The 18,861-nt window shown below is 42.3% G+C and carries 13 protein-coding genes; 10 read left to right on the forward strand and 3 right to left on the reverse strand.

The window, feature by feature from the left end; genetic code table 11:
- Positions 1-31: 31 nt before the first annotated feature.
- The 5 genes from larB to FCR06_RS11210 all read left to right on the forward strand — a co-directional run bounded on the left by larB (position 32) and on the right by FCR06_RS11210 (position 5,278).
- Positions 32-820 carry a nickel pincer cofactor biosynthesis protein LarB gene (gene larB / locus FCR06_RS11190; protein ID WP_138499564.1) on the forward strand — a complete coding sequence of 263 codons (789 nt, stop codon included), beginning with the start codon at positions 32-34 and terminating at the stop codon, positions 818-820.
- Between the two features lie 105 nt (positions 821-925).
- Complete coding sequence (locus FCR06_RS11195; RefSeq protein WP_138499566.1) at positions 926-1,132, forward strand: hypothetical protein; 207 nt, start codon at positions 926-928, stop codon at positions 1,130-1,132.
- Between the two features lie 132 nt (positions 1,133-1,264).
- A complete protein-coding gene (gene argH / locus FCR06_RS11200; RefSeq protein WP_138499568.1) occupies positions 1,265-2,659 on the forward strand; it encodes an argininosuccinate lyase in 1,395 nt (464 codons plus the stop codon).
- A gap of 1,011 nt (positions 2,660-3,670) precedes the next feature.
- The gene (locus tag FCR06_RS11205; RefSeq protein ID WP_138499570.1) at positions 3,671-4,165 is read left to right on the forward strand and encodes an NUDIX hydrolase; all 495 of its coding nucleotides are present in this window, start codon (positions 3,671-3,673) and stop codon (positions 4,163-4,165) included.
- A gap of 279 nt (positions 4,166-4,444) precedes the next feature.
- Entirely contained in the window at positions 4,445-5,278 is an 834-nt protein-coding gene (locus FCR06_RS11210) for an alpha/beta fold hydrolase (protein WP_138499572.1), read from the forward strand.
- 175 nt (positions 5,279-5,453) lie between these two features.
- On the opposite strand, the gene FCR06_RS11215 is transcribed toward FCR06_RS11210, so the two are convergent.
- Complete coding sequence (locus FCR06_RS11215) at positions 5,454-6,302, reverse strand: pantothenate kinase (RefSeq protein ID WP_138499574.1); 849 nt, start codon at positions 6,300-6,302, stop codon at positions 5,454-5,456.
- 106 nt (positions 6,303-6,408) lie between these two features.
- On the opposite strand from FCR06_RS11215, the gene FCR06_RS11220 reads away from it, so the two are divergent.
- The 3 genes from FCR06_RS11220 (at position 6,409) to FCR06_RS11230 (ending at position 12,212) form a co-directional block, all read left to right on the forward strand.
- On the forward strand, positions 6,409-8,133 hold the full coding sequence (locus tag FCR06_RS11220) for a diflavin flavoprotein (RefSeq protein ID WP_138499576.1): 1,725 nt from the start codon (positions 6,409-6,411) through the stop codon (positions 8,131-8,133).
- Between the two features lie 189 nt (positions 8,134-8,322).
- On the forward strand, positions 8,323-10,035 hold the full coding sequence (locus tag FCR06_RS11225; protein ID WP_138499578.1) for a diflavin flavoprotein: 1,713 nt from the start codon (positions 8,323-8,325) through the stop codon (positions 10,033-10,035).
- 182 nt (positions 10,036-10,217) lie between these two features.
- Positions 10,218-12,212 (forward strand): MASE1 domain-containing protein, encoded by a 1,995-nt coding sequence (locus tag FCR06_RS11230; protein ID WP_138499580.1) that lies wholly within the window; start codon positions 10,218-10,220, stop codon positions 12,210-12,212.
- A 207-nt stretch (positions 12,213-12,419) separates the two neighbouring features.
- Here FCR06_RS11230 and FCR06_RS11235 read toward each other — a convergent pair whose 3' ends face one another.
- Positions 12,420-12,731: an RNA recognition motif domain-containing protein gene (locus FCR06_RS11235; protein ID WP_138499582.1), complete on the reverse strand. Its 312-nt coding sequence runs from the start codon at positions 12,729-12,731 to the stop codon at positions 12,420-12,422.
- Between the two features lie 751 nt (positions 12,732-13,482).
- Here FCR06_RS11235 and FCR06_RS11240 point away from each other — a divergent pair.
- Together FCR06_RS11240 and FCR06_RS11245 are read left to right on the forward strand one after the other, a co-directional pair.
- Positions 13,483-15,060, forward strand: a complete 1,578-nt coding sequence (locus tag FCR06_RS11240) for an efflux RND transporter periplasmic adaptor subunit (protein WP_223280104.1) — start codon at positions 13,483-13,485, stop codon at positions 15,058-15,060.
- 76 nt (positions 15,061-15,136) lie between these two features.
- A complete protein-coding gene (locus FCR06_RS11245) occupies positions 15,137-18,484 on the forward strand; it encodes an efflux RND transporter permease subunit (protein ID WP_138499584.1) in 3,348 nt (1,115 codons plus the stop codon).
- A 46-nt stretch (positions 18,485-18,530) separates the two neighbouring features.
- Here FCR06_RS11245 and FCR06_RS11250 read toward each other — a convergent pair whose 3' ends face one another.
- Positions 18,531-18,806 carry a hypothetical protein gene (locus FCR06_RS11250; RefSeq protein ID WP_138499586.1) on the reverse strand — a complete coding sequence of 92 codons (276 nt, stop codon included), beginning with the start codon at positions 18,804-18,806 and terminating at the stop codon, positions 18,531-18,533.
- Between the last annotated feature and the right edge of the window lie 55 nt (positions 18,807-18,861).

Consider the following 18,861-nt stretch of genomic DNA (forward strand, 5'->3'; position numbering starts at 1 on the left):
CTAATGATAAGTGAGAAAGGACAAAGTACAAATGACCAATGAAAAAAATTTGCGATCGCTTTTAGAAGCGGTTGCCAATGGTAAAGTTTCCCCAGATATAGCCTTAGATTCTCTCAAAGACTTAACCTATGAAAGTGTGGGTGAGTTTGCTAAAATTGACCACCATCGCCAGTTAAGAACGGGTTTTCCAGAGGTGATTTGGGGCCCTGGAAAAACACCGGATCAAATTGCTCAAATTATTGAGGTGATGCGCCTTCGCAACCCGGTGGTAATGGCAACCCGCATTGAACCAGCAGTTTATGAGGCACTGCAAGCAAAAGTTAGTGGTTTGCGATATTACGAACTGGCGCGAATTTGTGCGATCGCTCCTCCTACCATCGAACCACAATTTCAGGGCGAAATCGGCATTCTTTCTGCTGGTACTGCCGATCTACCCGTTGCCCAAGAAGCCGCTGTCACTGCTGAACTTTCTGGTTTTCGAGTACAGCGCCTCTGGGATGTCGGGGTTGCAGGGATTCACCGCTTATTAAGTAATCGTCACCTGATCGATTCGGCATCGGTGTTGATTGTTGTGGCGGGGATGGAAGGCGCTTTACCCAGTGTCGTTGCTGGTTTAGCCAATTGTCCCGTGATTGCTGTACCCACTAGTATTGGTTACGGCGCAAGTTTTGGCGGTCTAGCACCCCTGTTGACAATGCTGAATTCTTGTGCGGCAGGAGTAGGTGTAGTAAATATCGATAATGGTTTTGGCGCAGCAGTTTTGGCAGGGCAAATTTTACGAACAGCCGAGAAATTGCGGTTGGCATCGCCTGGATCTTGAGTTAAGACATTAAGGTCATACTCAATATTTCAGTATTTATCAGTAATTTTTTGATAAATAAACTGATACTGAAATTTGGCATCTCCAATCTGTTAATCACCAAATATGAGCTACTACAGCGATTTTATATCTCAGTTATTTTGGCATTTGCCTGTAAATTTCACGGCATTAGCACAAACAATTACCGATCCAGATCTGATGGGTCAGATGCAAAAATCTTGGAACCACTTTATACAGACAGGTCAAGTGTGGGCATTGTTGATCGGTTTAGTCATTGGCTATATCATTCGGAATCTAACTAGCTACGGTTAAATTTAAAAGTTAGGAGTTAAAAGTTAGCAGTCAGAAGTTAGAAGTCAAAAATTTATCACTCTTAACCGCAGCAACCGAAATATATCTGGCGAGGCTGCTAACTCTTAACTCTCCTTCATTTTCCTTATATCTATGACTAAAGAACAAACTTGGAGTCAGCGGTTTGAATCAGCATTACATCCAGCGATCGCTCGTTTTAATGCCAGTATAAATTTTGATATCGAATTAATCGAATATGACTTGACTGGTTCTCAAGCTCATGCCCAAATGCTCGCTCACACGGGCATTATCTCAAAAGAAGAAGGCGAGCAACTCATCGCAGGTTTAGATCAAGTTCGCCAAGAGTATCGCCAGGGAAAATTTCAGCCTGGTGTCGATGCTGAAGATGTGCATTTTGCAGTTGAACGACGATTGACGGAAATTGTCGGCGATGTGGGTAAAAAACTGCATACAGCGCGATCGCGTAATGACCAAGTTGGCACTGATACCAGACTCTACCTCCGTGACCAAATCCAACAAATCAAAAGCCAATTGCGCGAATTTCAAGATATTCTCTTAAATATAGCGGAAAAAAACGTTGAAACTTTAATTCCTGGCTATACTCATCTCCAACGTGCCCAACCCCTAAGTTTAGCTCATCATCTCCTGGCATACTTTCAAATGGCACAACGTGACTGGGAACGCCTAAGTGATGTTTCTCGCCGCGTGAATATTTCACCTTTGGGGTGCGGTGCTTTAGCCGGAACTACTTTCCCTATTGACCGCCATTACACAGCCAAACTATTGAAATTCGACAATATTTATGCTAATAGCCTCGATGGAGTGAGCGATCGCGATTTTGCAATCGAGTTTTTGTGTGCTGCTAGCTTAATTATGGTTCACCTCAGCCGACTTGCAGAAGAAGTGATTCTTTGGTCATCTGAAGAATTTCGCTTTGTCACCCTCAAAGATAGCTGTGCTACGGGTTCGAGTATCATGCCCCAAAAGAAAAATCCTGATGTCCCAGAATTGGTGCGCGGAAAAACAGGGCGTGTGTTTGGTCATCTCCAGGCAATGCTAGTGATTATGAAAGGGCTACCCTTGGCATATAACAAAGACCTGCAAGAAGATAAAGAAGGACTATTTGATAGCGTTAACACAGTTAAAGCCTGTTTGCAAGCAATGACAATTTTGCTGGAGGAAGGCTTAGAATTTCGTACTCAGCGCTTAGGGGAAGCAGTGACAGAAGACTTTTCTAATGCTACCGATGTCGCAGATTATCTCGCAGCACGAGGTGTACCTTTCCGAGAAGCTTACAATCTTGTGGGTAAAGTCGTAAAAACCAGTATTGCCACAGGTAAACTTTTAAAAGATTTGACATTGGACGAGTGGCAACAATTACATCCAGCATTTGCCGCAGATATTTATCAGGCTATATCCCCCAATCAAGTTGTAGCTGCCCGCAACAGTTACGGTGGTACTGGCTTTGCACAGGTACATCAAGCACTAATAGCCGCCCGCGCTCAAGTTACTCAACAGAGGCAGTAATAAGTGGAAATTAGGGACAATGGGGAGATAAGGCAGATGAGTAAGTCAGGGATAACAATTAATAACTAATGCCCTATTCCCCAATATGATTGAGGGCGTACATTTGTACGCCCCCAAATTCTGAAAGACTTAAAAAGCAAGTATTGTAACAGGCAACCTACTCAGCATCTATTGCTGCTGCGCCTTCATCTTCCTCACTCTTCGGTGGTCTTTGTTGGAACCTTCTCTGCATTCTTCCTGTCGTAGTCCGTTTACGAAACTTCCGGGCATATGCCTGGTTCCGTAGCGCCTTTTCTTTTTTCGGGTTACGGCGCTTAGCCATGTTCACCTCATTAATAAACAACAAAAAAATTGCAACTAGGCATAACGTAGGCAATATCAGCTACCAATGTTCTTGATATACTTGTAACCTAGTGCAACAATTAATACGCTTTAAACAGTCTTCTAGTCTACCGCATTCAACTTTATTATGTCAATAACAATTCAAAATTATCTACTTGGTAGTTAGATGAAAAATATAGTTTCTCAGCTTTAAATATTTTAATTAAATGGAAATTAGCTAATTAATTGTTTTTCTTTGAAAAATCAGTATTATTTATTTAGCAGAAGTTTAACAGGTCTAATTAAACAATATAGTAGTTATAAATGATTAGTCATTGGTCATTAGTGAATAAATAATGGATAAATGACACTTGGCAAAGCGCAAAGTATGAGTAAAGTAAACCTTTACTTAGATCCCATTAAAAAAGACGCGAGGCTCTATTCGAGCAGTAGCTAAACTTTGCAGAAGAGAACAGAAAACTAATGATTGATAACAAATATTATGTATATAGAAATACAGTGCTTATTGATGAACTTGATGTTAGAATTGAGAGTGTTCTACGTAAATCGTCAGAATAAAATCTCAGACCACAAACATTTTTGTATAAAACAAAACTCAACAGAAATTATATTAGTTGAGCCAATGTAAGTGGTAGGGAAATATAAAATACAATACATAAATTTTGAAGATTGAACCTTACTGCTTTTTTTCCGTCAGCTGTCGAGTCCACCCGTAGCTTATGGCGTATTGGACAAACAGTATTGGGTATTATATTTCGTCATCCCATTACTGGCACTAGTATCATCCCAATTTTACCCGATGGTCGGATCGTACTGATCCGGCGGCGTGACAATGGTCTTTGGTCATTGCCTGGAGGTATTGTCGATTGGGGAGAAGATGTTCCCAACACAGTCCGCCGGGAATTGATGGAGGAAACTGGACTAGAATTGGTGAAAATTAACCGTTTAGTAGGAGTTTACTCTTCGCCAGAGCGTGATCCGAGAATTCATTCAATTTGTATTGTGGTTGAAGCCGAGGTACATGGGACAATGGAAGTCAAAGATCCTTTAGAAGTGATGGAAATCGAAGTTTTTGCTTCCAATTTCTTACCTTTAGGACAAATGTCTCACGACCATACTAGACAGTTACAAGACTACTTGAATGGGTTGACAACATTGGCATAATAGTATTTTGTTATTAGTCATTGTTGATTAGTTATTTCCAAAGGGGAAATGACAAAGTACAAAGTTTCTTGCGTATTATTACAGAGAAGCAAGCTATGCAAAGCCTCTCCTAGAGAGGTTAAGCAACATCAAACGCTACTTGCTTTCATAGCAGGAATTCTAAGAAGGAATCAGGCGAAAAATCTCTACAATCCAGTAACTCAGCTTTGTAACAAATGACTAATGACCAATGACTAATGATTATTTATTATGGTGCTAAAGGTTAACTACTAAATTAAAATGGATACACTATTTCGTAACTCCCGGAGAAAGCTTTCTCAAGGGCTATTATTTTGGCGTGAAGCAGGTGCAGATATTCCAATAATTTTTTTACATGGTGCTTGGAATGATAGCAGCCAATGGTTATCTATAATGGAGTTCCTTGCAGAGAATTTCCATTGCTTCGCACCTGATTTATTAGGCTTTGGTGAGTCGGAAAATCCTAATATCTACCATTCGATTGATTTACAAGTCGAGTGTTTAGCTGAGTTTTTGGAAGCTGTGAAGCTAGAAAAAGTCTATTTAGTAGGGCATTCTCTTGGAGGTTGGATTGCTGCTAGCTATGTCCTAAAGTATCCAGAGAAAGTTAATGGTATGGTACTACTAGCACCTGAAGGTGTAGAGATACCAGGACAACAAGAGTATTGCCAAAAGATGCGGCAATTACTAAATTATCCTCCATTGATAGTTAAATCGTTACGATCGCTAATTTCCTTGACTAAAATCTTGGGTTGGCATGAAAAAGTTATACAAGAATTGCAATTACGTCAAGATCTGTTACGTTACCCCATAGCTTGCCAGTTACTTTTCAAACGCCAACAAGCAGAAATTGAGGCGGAATTATTACAAAAACGGCTTTATACAATTGAAGTTCCGGTTTTAATTTTACAAGGTAGCCAAGACACACCGGATGCTTTAGCCAAGAGTAAAGTTTATGCTCAACTAACTCCAAAAGTTGAGTTGAAAATGATTCCCCATGCCAAAAATGACTTACCACAATCTGGTGCTGAGGATACAGCAATAAATATTCGAGAGTTTGTTAAAGAAAATTGGGCATATAGCAATCCTAAATAAGAAAGTGAAAAATATCAGTAGTAGCTGTTGACTGTTGAGTATTAACAGTTAACAGCAGCAATATTTTGCAATTTATTTATAAATACTATAGTTTAGGGTGAAGTTAATTTTTCCTAATTGTACGCTATTTATATTTTATACTATTTTTTTGCTGGTCAAATTCGGATTTCGATTTCTAATTTACCATTAATATTTCTCGCATTCCCCAAAAAATTAAATTTGTCTCCACAATTAAATGTGCTGCAATATCAGGATATAAGGCTTGCAGATAGTTGATTAATAAATTGCGATCGCCACCTTTAACTGTGATTTGACCATTAGGAAATAATTTCCACCAAGCCTGAATAAAATCTTTAATTCCTGCAATAAAAGTGTAAATTACTCCACTTTGAATTGCCTCTGTCGTCTTGAGTGCAAAACGTGACGGGAGAAAAGCAAAATTTGGGATTTCCACTAATGGTAATTGCCCTGTTTGTTTACCAAGAGTTGCAAATTGCAAACCTAATCCTGGTAGAATTGCGCCTCCAACTAGACATTGGTTAGCATCAGCAGCTGTAAAAGTTAGCGTTGTTCCTGCATCAATTACTAACATTGGAAAACCCCAAGTTTTCCCCGCGCCCCACAAAGCTAAAGCCCGGTCAATTCCAAATGTGGGATACATACCTTGGAGTGGTATTTCGTCTAAAGTAAGAACACGAACGTTGGGATAAGTTCGCCAAATAGCAGTTTGGTTAGGAACTACAGAGGCGAGGAGCAGAGGAGGGAGGGATGAGACAGAAGTGCTTATGTTTGTCTTTGTCTGTTCCCCAATTGCATCTTGGGTTGGTAAAATTACTATTAATAAATCATCGAGTGTTTGAGATTGAGTTAGCTGATAGACCAAAGACTTAGGCAAATAGTCACTATCCCAAGCACAATCGAGAGTTTCCCCTCTAAATAACGCCCAGTGCAACCGAGAATTACCAATCTCCAAAGCTAGCCAAATATTCTCTGTCAGCCCTTCATACCTGTGTGGTTCACTCATTTGATTGTTTTTAACTTAAATCTTAAAAATTAATAAAAATTTACATTGAAGGCGTGGCACAATAAGACAAGAGGAATAAATACTCAATTTGTCAAGGAGGGGAGTTATGGTAGCACTCAGCGAAAAAACTGAAAAACGGCTCACCATACAGACTGTAAAAATCGCTCAAGATACAACAGCAATTCGCTCACTAGATTGGGATCGCGATCGCTTCGATATTGAGTTCGGTCTGCAAAACGGTACTACTTATAACTCGTTTCTCATTCAGGGGGAGCAGATCGCATTGGTCGATACCTCCCACGAAAAATTTCGTCAACTATATTTTGATACGCTAACTGGATTAATCAACCCCAAACAAATAGATTATTTAATTATCAGCCACACCGAGCCAGACCACAGCGGTTTAGTGAAAGATTTGCTGCAAATGGCTCCAGATATTACTGTTGTCGCCTCTAGGGTAGCAATTCAGTTTTTGGAGAATTTAGTACATCAACCATTTAAACGGCGGATTGTCAAAAATGGGGATCGCTTAGATTTAGGTAACGGTCATGAATTTGAATTTGTAATTGCACCAAATTTACATTGGCCAGATACCATCTTCAGCTTCGACCACAAAACGCAAATTCTTTTTACCTGCGATGCTTTCGGGATGCATTATTGTTCTGATAGCACCTTCGATGAAGATTTAAAAATTATTGAAGCAGACTTTAAATATTACTACGAATGCTTGATGGGACCAAATGCCCGCTCAGTGCTATCTGCCCTCAAGCGGATGGGGGAATTAAAAACTATCGCCACGATCGCTACTGGTCATGGCCCGTTATTATCTCACAATGTTGAGGAACTAGTTGGACGTTACCGGACTTGGAGTCAAACCCAAACCAAGGTAGAAACAACCATTGGAATATTTTACGTTTCCGAATACGGTTATAGCGATCGCCTCGCCCAAGCAATTGCCAACGGGATCGGCAAAACCAATGTTGGTATAGAAATTGTGGACTTGGGATCAGAAGTGGATTTACAAGAGTTGCGGGAACAGGTCGGCCGCTGCGCTGGTTTGGTTGTTGGTTTACCTCCGGCTTCTGGTGCTGCTAACATCCAAGCTGCACTCAGCACAATTTTAGGATCTGCCAAAGAAAAGCAAGCCATCGGCGTATTTGAAACTGGCGGCGGCGATGATGAACCGATAGATCCTTTGCTGAGTAAATTCCGAAATTTGGGCTTAACAACAGTTTTCCCAGCAATTCGGATTAAGGAAATACCCACAGAAAACATCTACAAACTCTGTGAAGAAGCGGGTACAGACTTAGGGCAATGGGTAACACGCGATCGCAGCATTAAAGTGATGAAATCGCTTGGTGCAGACTTGGACAAAGCACTAGGTAGACTCAGCGGCGGACTATATATTATCACTGCCAAAAAAGGCGATGTCTCCAGTGCGATGTTAGCTTCTTGGATTGCTCAAGCTAGCTTCAAACCTTTAGGGTTTTCCATTGCAGTCGCCAAAGACCGAGCAATTGAATCACTCATGCAAGTAGGCGATCGCTTTGTGCTTAACGTCTTAGAAGAAGGCAATTTTCAACCACTGATGAAGCACTTTTTGAAGCGGTTTGCTCCTGGTGCTGACCGCTTTCAAGGAGTGAGAACCCAGCCAGCCGAAAATGGTGCCCCCATCCTCACCGACGCCCTGGCCTACATGGAGTGTGAAGTCGTCAGTAGAATGGACTGCGGCGACCACTGGGCAGTATATAGCACCGTCTACGCCGGACGAGTTTCTAAACCAGATGCCTTGACCGCTGTGCATCACAGAAAAGTTGGAAACCATTATTAGGGACTAGGGATTAGGGATTGGGCATTGGGCATGGGGTAAGTCGGTAGTGTGGAAGGTCTGGGAGGTCTGGGAGGATGGTGAAGAAATCTTTCCCCCTTTCTCTGCTCACACTCCCCACACTCCCGACACTTCCCTATCTTCCCATCTCCCACTCCCCAGATCCCATTACCCCTTATCCCCAATAAAGCTATGTCAACAAACAAACCTCGTGACGTTCAAGTTTTCCCGATTGCTACAGATACAAAAATACTGCGATCGCGCAGTTGGTCAAGGCTGAGATTTGAAATAGAATACGCTCTGGCTAAGGGTACAACTGCTAATTCTTATTTAATTGAAAGTGAGAAAAATGCCCTGATTGACCCTCCTGGGGAAACGTTTACCCAAATTTATTTAGAAGCCTTGGAGCAGCGTTTTGATGTTACAAAACTAGATTATGTAATATTGGGACACGTTAACCCCAACCGCGCTGCAACTTTAAAAGCTTTGCTAGAAATTGCTCCGCAAATTACTTTTGTTTGCTCTAATCCAGGAGCAAAAAATTTACGCGGGGCGCTGGAAAATCCAGATTTACAAATTCTGGTGATGCGGGGAGAAGAAACTCTCGATTTGGGCAATGGACATAATTTAGAATTTATTCCTACCCCCAATCCCCGCTATGCAGACCACCTTTGTACTTACGATCCGCAAACAGAAATTCTCTACTCAGATAAGTTATTTGGGGCGCATGTTTGCGGAGACCAGGTATTTGATGAAGGCTGGGAAATTTATAACGAAGACCGCCGCTATTATTTTGATTGCTTGATGGCTCCCCACGCTCGTCAAGTTGAAACAGCGTTGGAAAAACTCGCAGATTTCCCTGTGCGAATGTACGCTACTGGGCATGGCGCTTTGGTGCGCTATGGCTTAATCGAACTTACCAAAGCTTACCGAGAATGGAGCCAGCAGCAAACTTCTGCGGACTTGACAGTAGCTTTGATTTATGCATCAGCTTATGGAAATACAGCCACCTTAGCCCAAGCGATCGCTCGGGGGATCACCAAAGCTGGCGTCGCGGTAGAATCGATTAACTGCGAATTCACTGACCCAGAAGATATCCGGGCTGCTGTGGAAAAATCCGCTGGCTTTGTTATGGGTTCTCCTACCCTTGGCGGTCATGCACCCACACCCGTGCAAACAGCTTTAGGAATTGTGCTAGCCACAGCTACAAATAACAAACTTGCTGGTGTATTTGGTTCCTTTGGCTGGAGTGGTGAAGCAGTTGATTTAATCGAAAGCAAATTGAAAGATGCTGGCTATCGGTTTGGCTTTGAGAGCATCCGCGTCAAATTCAAACCTGACGATGCTACCTTGCAATTGTGCGAACAAGCTGGTACTGACTTTGCCCAAGCATTGAAAAAAGCGAAAAAAGTGCGATCGCAAAGTGTTCCTGCCACCAACGTTGAACAAGCAGTTGGGCGAATTGTTGGTTCCCTGTGCGTTCTCACTGCCAAACAAGAGGATATATCCAGCGCTATGTTAGCCTCTTGGGTGTCTCAGGCTAGCTTTAATCCTCCTGGTTTAACCATCGCTGTTGCCAAAGATCGCGCCGTAGAAACTTTGACACACTCAGGAAATAAATTTGTCCTCAACATTCTTAAAGAAGACAATCACTTAGGATTGATGAAGCATTTCCTCAAACCTTTTGGCCCGGGACAAGACCGATTTGCTGGTGTCGCCGCACAAGAAGCACAAAACGGTTCTCCGATATTGAATGATGCTTTAGCGTATCTCGAATGTTCGGTACAAAACCGAATGGAATCTGGCGATCATTGGCTGGTCTATGCAACTATCGATCATGGTAAACTGTTAGACATCGATGGCGTCACAGCCGTGCATCATCGCAAGTCAGCAACTCATTATTAGGTAACCCCAAGAAATAAATTACCTCTTTGGAGTTGATGACTGATCGCTAATTGTGAAGTGCTGAAGGTAGGTTTTAATGCTTTTTGTAAACTACTTTTATAACTACTTAATGTTCCGACCTTAAGGTAAAAGGGCATTCTATGTTTAGAAGGCAACGTTGAAAGCGAGCAGCCACTAAACGGATGATTCAACAAAAATTCCCTATATTACCTTATGCGCTAAAACAAATCATAGGGGTCGTTGTTTTAGCGATCGCTTACTATGAAATGGCTGAAATTTCACGTCATCTTGCCTCTACACCTCAGGATGTGACTCCAGTCTGGCCTCCAGATGGAATTGCTGCTGGAGCTGTTCTGTTATTTGGTAACTGGATGGGATACGGTGTTTTGTTGGGTTCATTTCTGGCCAACTACTGGGCGTTCCAAGATCCAACAAGTTTCTTATCCCTAGTGATTTCAACGCTGCCAGTTCTAGGAATTGCGATCGGCACAACCTTGGGCACTATGTTAGGTGCCTTTTTGCTGCGAAAAATTACTCACCTTCGCTATCCCTTAGAACGTGTCACCGACGTGTTCAAATTTTTGCTCTTAACTGGGATGGTGGGGCCGAACATCAATGCAACAGTTGGAGTAGCTTGCTTGGCATTGAGTGGTAAAGTTCCTTGGACAGCGTATGGCACAGTTTGGTTAACATGGTGGATTTCTAATGTTTCGGGAATTTTTATTGTCACCCCGATTCTCCTTAGTTGGAGACAGTTTATTCAAAAAAACCGACATTTCATTTGGCAATGGTTATCCTTCAGTTCAACGTCAGGGGATTGTGAAAATCTCTTTAATATTCGACACTTTCGACCTTCTTCAAGCCGTTTAAGATTCTGCTTAATTGTAATAGAGCCATTTATCCTGATCGGATTGGTGATTTTCATCGGCAAAGTTGCTTTTGATGAAGGATATCACCTGGAGTATATGTTGATTCCAATGTTGATTTGGTCAGCTTTTCGACTAGGGCAACCGGGTACAACACTGTTAACTTTTATTGTGGCTGCGATCGCTGCGATCGCAACTGTCAATGGCAAAGGTGGTTTTGTAAGTGAGGATCTCAATCAGTCTTTGCTCCAACTGCAATTATTTATTGCCGTGATTACACTCACTATTCTTGTACTGACAGCGACGATCGCAGAACGAGTACAAGCAGAAACCAAGCTGCGTTTAGCTTTTGCCGAATTAGCCAGAACCAATGAAACTCTGGAAATTCGAGTTCAGCAGAGAACTGAAGAATTGAATCAAAAAAATACAACTCTTCAGCAAACCCTACAAACGCTTAAACAGACTCAATTACAGATGCTTCAAAGTGAAAAAATGTCTGCATTGGGACAGATGGTGGCAGGGGTTGCCCATGAAATCAATAACCCGATTAGTTTCATTCATGGCAACTTAGTTTATCTTTCTGAGCATATCCAAGATCTGCTCAGAGCATTACAAGCTTACCAACAGCACTATCCAAATCCACCTCAAGCCCTGCATACAGAATTGGATAAACTTGAACTGGACTTTTTACGGGAAGATATGACCAAGATTCTTCAGTCCATGAAAATTGGTACTGAGCGCATCTCTACTATTGTGTTATCGCTGCGAAACTTCTCACGCTTGGATGAAGCAGAATTGAAAGCAGTAGACATTCATCAAGGGATTGATAGTAGCCTGGTAATTTTACAACATCGATTACAAGCGACAACTACTCACCCAGAGATCCAGGTTATTAAAAAGTATGGTCAGTTACCACTGATTGAATGTGATCCTGGCTCGCTTAATCAAGTGTTTATGAATCTTTTGAGCAATGCTGTTGATGCATTAGAAGAATTTAATCTGGGGCGTTCGTTCCCAGATATTTCAGCTAATCTCAATTCCATCTGCATTCAGACTAGTCAAATCGATACGAACCTAGTGATGATTATGATTTCTGACAATGGAATAGGTATTCATAAAGACATTTGCTCTAAACTATTCGATCCTTTTTTCACCACTAAGCCCATTGGTAAAGGCACTGGCTTGGGTCTGTTTATCAGTTATCAAATTGTCACCCAGCAGCATGGCGGTAATCTCTGGTGCGACTCCACACTGGGGCAAGGCACAAAATTTGTGATTGAGATTCCTGTAAAAGCTAAGAGGATTGCTTGAATAAGCACAATTTATCTGTTGACCAGTTTTTAATTGCATAGCTAACACTACGCTAATAGACTGCTGCAAGCTTTAGCTTTGACCTTTCACTTGATGCGTAGAATATTCGCCAATCCTCAATTCTGAATTCTTTTTCCATAGAAAAAGCTCAAGCATTACTACCTGAGCCTTTTCCAGATTCAATTAACTTACTTTCTTTTATTTGGCTTAGTAACGGTTACGGTTATAGCCGCCACCGCCACCACGGTTACCACCACCAAAGGAACCACCTCTGTCTTCTCTAGGCTTGGCTTTATTTACTTTCAAGTCACGACCCAGCCATTCAGCACCATCAAGAGCCTCAATGGCAGCTGCTTCTTCGGCATCGGAACTCATTTCTACAAAACCGAAACCGCGTAAACGACCTGTTTCGCGGTCAGTAGGTAGCTGGACGCGCTTTACAGAACCATATTCTGCGAAAACAGCACTCAGCGCTTCTTGCGTAACTTCATAGGAGAGGTTACCTACGTAAATTGACATGAAATATCTCCAAAATCATAACTATGTAGAGATTTAGATTTCGGAGAGAAGTCTGTAATACCAAGAGGAAAAAGCCTGTCAATACTAAAAACAAACACTGTCGCCGAATTAATTCTCATTTCACTCCCCATGATGACACAACAATCGATATATGTGGGGTAAAGTTTAAAAAACTGTTATAAAAAGTTATGTAAACTAGCTCGGTGTCTATTCCGGACTAGGGATTAGGAACTGGGCACTAGGCAAATGGGGGAGATGAGGGGGAAGACAGGCAGGTTTGTGAGGTATGGTACATCTAAATTGCTAGAGTGAAGTAGAGGGGCATAGGGAAAATAATTAATGACTGATAACCTATAAAATCAGAAATCTTTATTCTTAATACATTTGAAAAACTATAGGACTCATATATTAGATTGTGTGAAATATAGGCAGGAGAGCCAGTTTTCTCCTCTGGGTAGATTGTATAAAACTAAAAAATATTTATATTAAGTTTATAATTGATTAGCTGCAAGAAGATTGTCTACCTCTGCATCAGAAGTAGAGCGGTGAGATTTGGGGATTTTTAGGAAAAAACAGTAATTTTCTAAATATAGAAAATTTTTGTTAGACAGCTTATTCGTTCTCGCCGTTTTTGATTAATCATATCTCTGGGAATTACTTGGGAAAACACAACTGTTTAATCCCAAAGGTTCCTTTATACGAGAAAACTAAATGATTTTGAACAGAGAATAAGCTGCACAAATAGGTGAAAATGACGGATTTTGTAACCAATACCCAGCTAATTAATATGCAGTTAGATTCAGTTGTGAAAACTGAGGTAGCAATGCCTGTTTTGAAAAGTTCAGAGCGGCGGTTTCCGCCGCTTCGACTTTTTACTGCGGCGGACTGTGTCTACGCAGATGTCAAGAGTAGACTTGTGGCAAAAAGCAGTTGTGCAAAAGGTGGAAAAAGAGAAAATTATTTTTTTGCCTCCACTGGTTTGAAAAGTTTATTAATTCCCTGTTTGGTGGGCATAGGACTGCTGATCGGGAGTTGCGGATCGTTGTCCAAGGAATCAGCCGAGGCACAATCTCAGAGTCCTGGCGGGCGGGAGAAGGTTAACAGCGGAATACCTGTAGATGTGGCGATCGCTCGAACAGACTTGCTGCAAACACAACCAGAATACACAGGTAATACAACAGCTTTTCGGATTGTATCACTGCGATCGCAATTAGAAGCACGGTTGCTAGCTTTGAACTTTGATGTCGGTGATACAGTTAGGCAGGGGCAAAACGTTGGACAGTTAGATGATGCCCTGCTACTAACGGCTTTAAAGCAAGCAGAAGCAGAACTAGCAGCGCTCAAATCAGAAGTAGTCAGAGCAACTACTCAAGTCAGTAATGCTCGTGCTGATGTGGAACGGGCGAGGCTAGAAGTAGTGCAAGCCCAAGCAGACTCCCAACGTCAGCAGAAATTATTTCAAGCCGGAGCGATCGCTGAACAAACTGCCCAGCAATCACGTACCGAGGCCCAAACAGCCGCCCAAGCATTGCGGGCAGCTCAAGAGCAAGTCCGTACAGAACAGCAAGCCGTCGCCGCTGCTCAAGGCAGAGTCTTAGCCCAACAAGCATTGGTTGCCCAAAATAAAGAGCGCAGATCTTACGCTCAGCTGATATCCCCCATTAATGGCGTGGTCACAGAAAAGGTGACAGAACCCGGCAATCTTTTGCAAGCAGGTAGTGAAGTTTTAAAAATTGGCGACTTTAACCGTGTGAAAGTTGTTGTCCAAGTTTCCGAGTTAGAACTAGCACAAATTCAGGTTGGACAGTCTGTAAAAGTGCGTTTAGATGCCTTTGCTGACCGAACATTGATTGGCACAGTTACGCGCATTTCCCCAGCTGCGGATGCCAGAGCTCGTTTGATACCTGTAGAAATAGTAATTCCTAACACTGACAGCAAAATTGGGAGTGGGCTACTAGCAAGAGTCAATTTTGAAAACCAGACACAACAGCGCGTTGTAGTGCCCCAAACAGCAATTCAGAAAGCAGGCAATAATAACTCCAAAGCTACAGGGAAGACACAAACAAATGTACCGCAGTCTTCCCCACCTAATACATCTGGCATCGCACAACGAAAGTTACAAGACCAAAGTGGGGCAGTATTTGTGATTAAAGACACAGAAGGCAAAACTATGGTAACGGCACGAGCCGTAATGCTGGGAAAAAGAGCTGATAGCAAAGTAGAAATTTTATCCGGTTTGCAAGCCGGAGAACGCTATGTAGTTCGTAGTGGTAAGCCGTTAAAAGAAGGTGACACTGTAAATCTTTCAATTCTTTCAGAAAAGCAATAGTACGGTGAGCAACGACCATCTGAATGAAAAAAGTACTCAGTAGTCAGCACTTAGCACTCAGCATTTAATATATATTATGCAACAGGCAAATAATAGCAATGGCGGATTTAGCCTTAGTGCGATCGCTATCCGCAAACACATTGGTACACTCATGCTCACTGTGGCAGTAATTGTCATTGGCGTATTTTTCCTGACAACGATCCAAGTCGATCTCCTGCCTTCAATTACTTATCCCCGGATTGGTGTTCGGCTAGAAGCCCCCGGCATTTCACCAGAAGTAGCCGTAGATGAAATCACCAGACCTTTAGAAGAAGCTTTATCAGCAACCGAGAATGTAGTACAAGTTTTCTCCCGCACTCGTGAAGGACAGGTAAGCCTCGATTTATACTTCCAACCAGGAGGCGATATTGACCAAGCTTTAAACGATGCGACTGCTGCTTTTAACCGAGGTCGAGGACAACTGCCAGACACTATAGAAGAACCGCGCTTATTTAAAGTCGATCCCTCCCAATTGCCAATTTATGAATTGGCGCTGACATCTACTTCTCTCCAAGGCAAAGATTTACGCGTTTTTGCTGATGAAGAGTTAACCCGAGAACTCAGTGTTGTCCCAGGAGTCGCCTCCGTTGATGTATCTGGTGGTGCTGAAGAAGAAGTACGAGTGCTTGTTGACTTGAACCGATTGCAAGCTTTAGGTGTAGGGTTAAATAATGTATTAGATGAATTAACAGCCCGTAACCAAGATACTTCTGGTGGTCGGATTCTGGGGCAAAACTCTGAGCCATTGACTCGGACTGTCGGGCGCTTCCAAAATGCTAAGGAAATTGAAAACCTTTCTTTAGAAGTTTCCTCCGCTTCTCCTGTTAGTACTAATACCACTAATAACAGTAATACCACTACCACTACTGCCACTTCCCCTGCACCTCCCCCCCGCATCTATTTGCGAGACTTTGCTGAGGTAATTGACGATACAGAAGAGCAGCGAGTATTTGTTTATCTCAATCGTCAGCCTGCGGTGAAATTTTCCATTCAAAAGCAGCCTGAAGCCAACACAATTACAGTTGTAGATGCTGTGAAGCGGCGAATTGAACAATTACGGCAATCGGGCTTAATTCAGGCAGACATGACTTTAAATCCCACTACAGATGAATCTGTTTTCATCCGCAATTCTTTAAATGATGTGATCTTTTCGGGGATTTCTGGGGCATTGTTAGCAGCAGCAGCAGTATTGTTATTTTTGGGATCGTTTAGGCAAACATTGATTATTAGTTTGACGATACCACTGTGTACTTTGGCAGCGATCGCTTTAATGAAAATATTTGGCTTGACTTTGAATGTGTTTAGTTTAGCAGGTCTGACATTAGGAGTCGGTCAAGCAATTGATACATCGGTTGTAATCTTAGAGAATATTTCTGAAAAAGCAGGCATGACTCCCAATCAAAGAGAGATGGAGGCCGCCAAGCATAAAAGTCAAGCAGAAACCTCTGATGCTGACTGGGAGAGCAGAAAAGCAATAAAGAAGGGGAGAAATTCTAAATTCTTTATTGACACTGCCATTAATGCTTCCCAAGAAGTAGAATCTGCTTTGGTTGCTGCCACAGGTGCCAACTTAGTTTCTGTAGTGCCATTCCTCTTAATTGGGGGCTTTATTGCACTKTTATTTAATGAACTGATTCTGACAATCAGCTTTGCAGTTGCAGCTTCACTTGTGGTTGCAATCACAATAGTGCCGATGCTGTCTTCTCGACTTTTAGGAATCCGCTGGTCTAGCCGGGTCAGTGAATTTTGGCTGCTGAGACAGTTTAATCACCGATTTGAAGATGCTACGCGAGGATACAGTAACTTTTTAACCAAGGTCTTACGCTATCGGCTCCTTGTAGTTACTACTGCTTTGTTAATTTTAGGCGGCAGTAGCTTCTTGATGTTTGGTCAAATTCCCCAAGAAATTTTACCCCGCATTAGTACCGGACAAGCTACCTTGAGAGCGCAGTTTCCTCCCGGCACACCCTTAGTAACTTCCCAAAAAGTTATGCAGATTGTCGATGACATTTTGCTCAAACAACCAGAAACCGAGTCGGCTTTTACAACTGTTGGTGGTAATTTATTTGGCAGTAATACTACAGAAAATCCTTTACGTGCCAGCAGTACTATTAATTTAAAACCAGGCACAGATGTCGAAACTTTTGTCAAAAAAGTAACTCAAGAATTTAACAAACTCAACTTAGCAGGAATTTTGCTGCGCCTTAATCCTGGTCAGGTGCGGGGTCTAATTTTGAGTAATTCTCCTGTGCAAGGGTCAGACGTTGACGTGGTTCTGCAAGGTGAGAATGAACAAAACTTAACGCAAGCAGGCGCTCAAGTGCTGCAAGCATTACAAGAAAAGGCAAAATTAGCCACATTCCGACCCGATGCCGACCCCCGGCAACCAGAAATCCAAATTCGCCCCGACTGGGAACGGGTTTCGGCTTTAGGGTTGAGCGCACAGCAAATTGGTGCAACAGTTCAAACAGCAATCGAAGGTTCAGTTCCCACACAAATTCAACGCGGTAATCGTTTAGTTGATGTGCGGGTGCAGCTAAATAAAGAAGCGATTGCGCGTTCTTCTCAGCTACAGCAATTACCGCTTTTTACAGAAAATAATCAATTAATCCGCCTTTCAGATGTTGCGAACATTCAAGAAGGTCAAGCGCCTGGAGAGGTGCAACGGATTAATCAGCGTCAAGCTTTTATTGTCGCAGGTAATCTCACTGAAGGAGCTAGTCTTGGTGAAGCGATAGCAGAAGTCAACGAGATACTCAAGGACGTAGACTTACCTGACGGCGTTTCAATTGTGCCTAGTTCTGCCCAAGAAACTAATCAGCAACTTCAGGATGCTTTAAAAACTTTGGGAGCATTGGCGACGTTCTTAATCTTTGTAGTCATGGCGGTGCAATACAATTCGCTGATTGACCCATTAGTAATTATGTTCACCGTACCACTGGCTTTAGCTGGGGGAATTTTTGGACTTTACATTACCCAAACAGCGATTGGTGCAACTGTAATTGTTGGCGTCGTGCTGCTGGTGGGAATTGTAGTCAACGCAGGGATTCTTATGGTAGAACTAGCTAATCAAATTCGGGATGAAGAAGGTTGTACTCGCCAAATTGCGATCATCAAAGCTGCTCCTCAACGCTTGCGTCCAATTATCATGACTACAGTTACTACCATTTTGGGATTGTTTCCCTTGGCATTAGGTATTGGCGAAGGTTCTGAGTTTTTGCAGCCTTTAGGAATTGTAGTTTTCTTCGGGATGGCGATCGCAACAATGTTGACACTATTTATCATTCCCTGTTTTTATATTCTGCTGCACGATTTACTGGGTGGAAATTGGGCAAAACCAGTGTTAATCCAATTGCATAGATTTAGGAAAAAGTTTATTAGCTAAAAGCGATCGCGGTAGTTTGGTGAGGCGAAATACAAGGGCGTTGCAATTAACGGTTATTGTGTCCTACCCGATTTTGACCTGCGTCCTGATTGTGAGGTTGGGGAAGATGTTTTTTCTGCTTTTGGCGTGGTTGTCGATGCTTGAGTTGTGGTTTCTCATCAGGTCTTTGCGATTCATTGTGCGGTCTTGGGCGTTGTTGTGAAATTTCTACCCGGCGATTGGATGGAGATTTAGCATTTACTTGATTAGGTGCAACAAAACCAAATGTACCAATTACAAAAGGAATTGCTACCACAGCTAAGGCTCGACGAATATTCATCATAATTAACCTCGAAACAGTTGCTTACATTTATGATTAAGCCATCTCAAAATTACAA

The sequence above is a fragment of the Nostoc sp. PA-18-2419 genome (assembly GCF_005869855.1).
Taxonomy (GTDB): Bacteria; Cyanobacteriota; Cyanobacteriia; order Cyanobacteriales; family Nostocaceae; genus Nostoc.